Source organism: Blautia sp. AM29-29, from assembly GCF_003480555.1.
Classification (GTDB): domain Bacteria; phylum Bacillota; class Clostridia; order Lachnospirales; family Lachnospiraceae; genus Fusicatenibacter; species Fusicatenibacter saccharivorans.
Genome location: NZ_QUJD01000029.1, coordinates 1 through 410, shown reverse-complemented (window position 1 = coordinate 410; position 410 = coordinate 1). Strand labels below are relative to the sequence as shown.

Below are 410 nucleotides of genomic sequence, written 5' to 3'. Positions count from 1 at the left end.
AATTTTAAGACAGGAATTTCCATATCTTAAAACTAAGATGCCGACGCTTTGGACAAACAGCTATTTTGTATCGACGGTGGGTGGTGCTCCGCTGGAAGCAGTAAAACAGTATATCGAAAACCAGAAAACATCGCAGAGACAAAAGGATAAGATGGGATAATGCAAAAAGGGATCAAATTCAGAATCTACCCGAATAAAGGACAGAAAGCCTTCATCCACCAGACGCTGGGATGCTGCAGGTTCATCTATAACCGGGGACTTGCCATGCGTAAGGAAGGCTATGAAAAAGGGGAAAAGATCGGCTATGGCCAGACTTCTGCCATGCTGACGGAACTGAAAAAGCAGGAAGAGTTTGCGTTTCTGAAAGAAGTCGATTCCATCGCATTACAGCAGTCATTGCGGGATCTTGA

At 44.4% G+C, this 410-nt stretch carries 2 protein-coding genes; both read left to right on the top strand.

The window, feature by feature from the left end; genetic code table 11:
• The coding region (locus tag DW769_RS16985) for a transposase (RefSeq protein ID WP_243105475.1) at positions 1-160 on the top strand (160 nt) is incomplete at its 5' end.
• Positions 160-410: helix-turn-helix domain-containing protein (locus tag DW769_RS15310; protein WP_158579834.1), on the top strand; the 251-nt coding region annotated here is incomplete at its 3' end. The genes DW769_RS16985 and DW769_RS15310, both read left to right, overlap by 1 nt.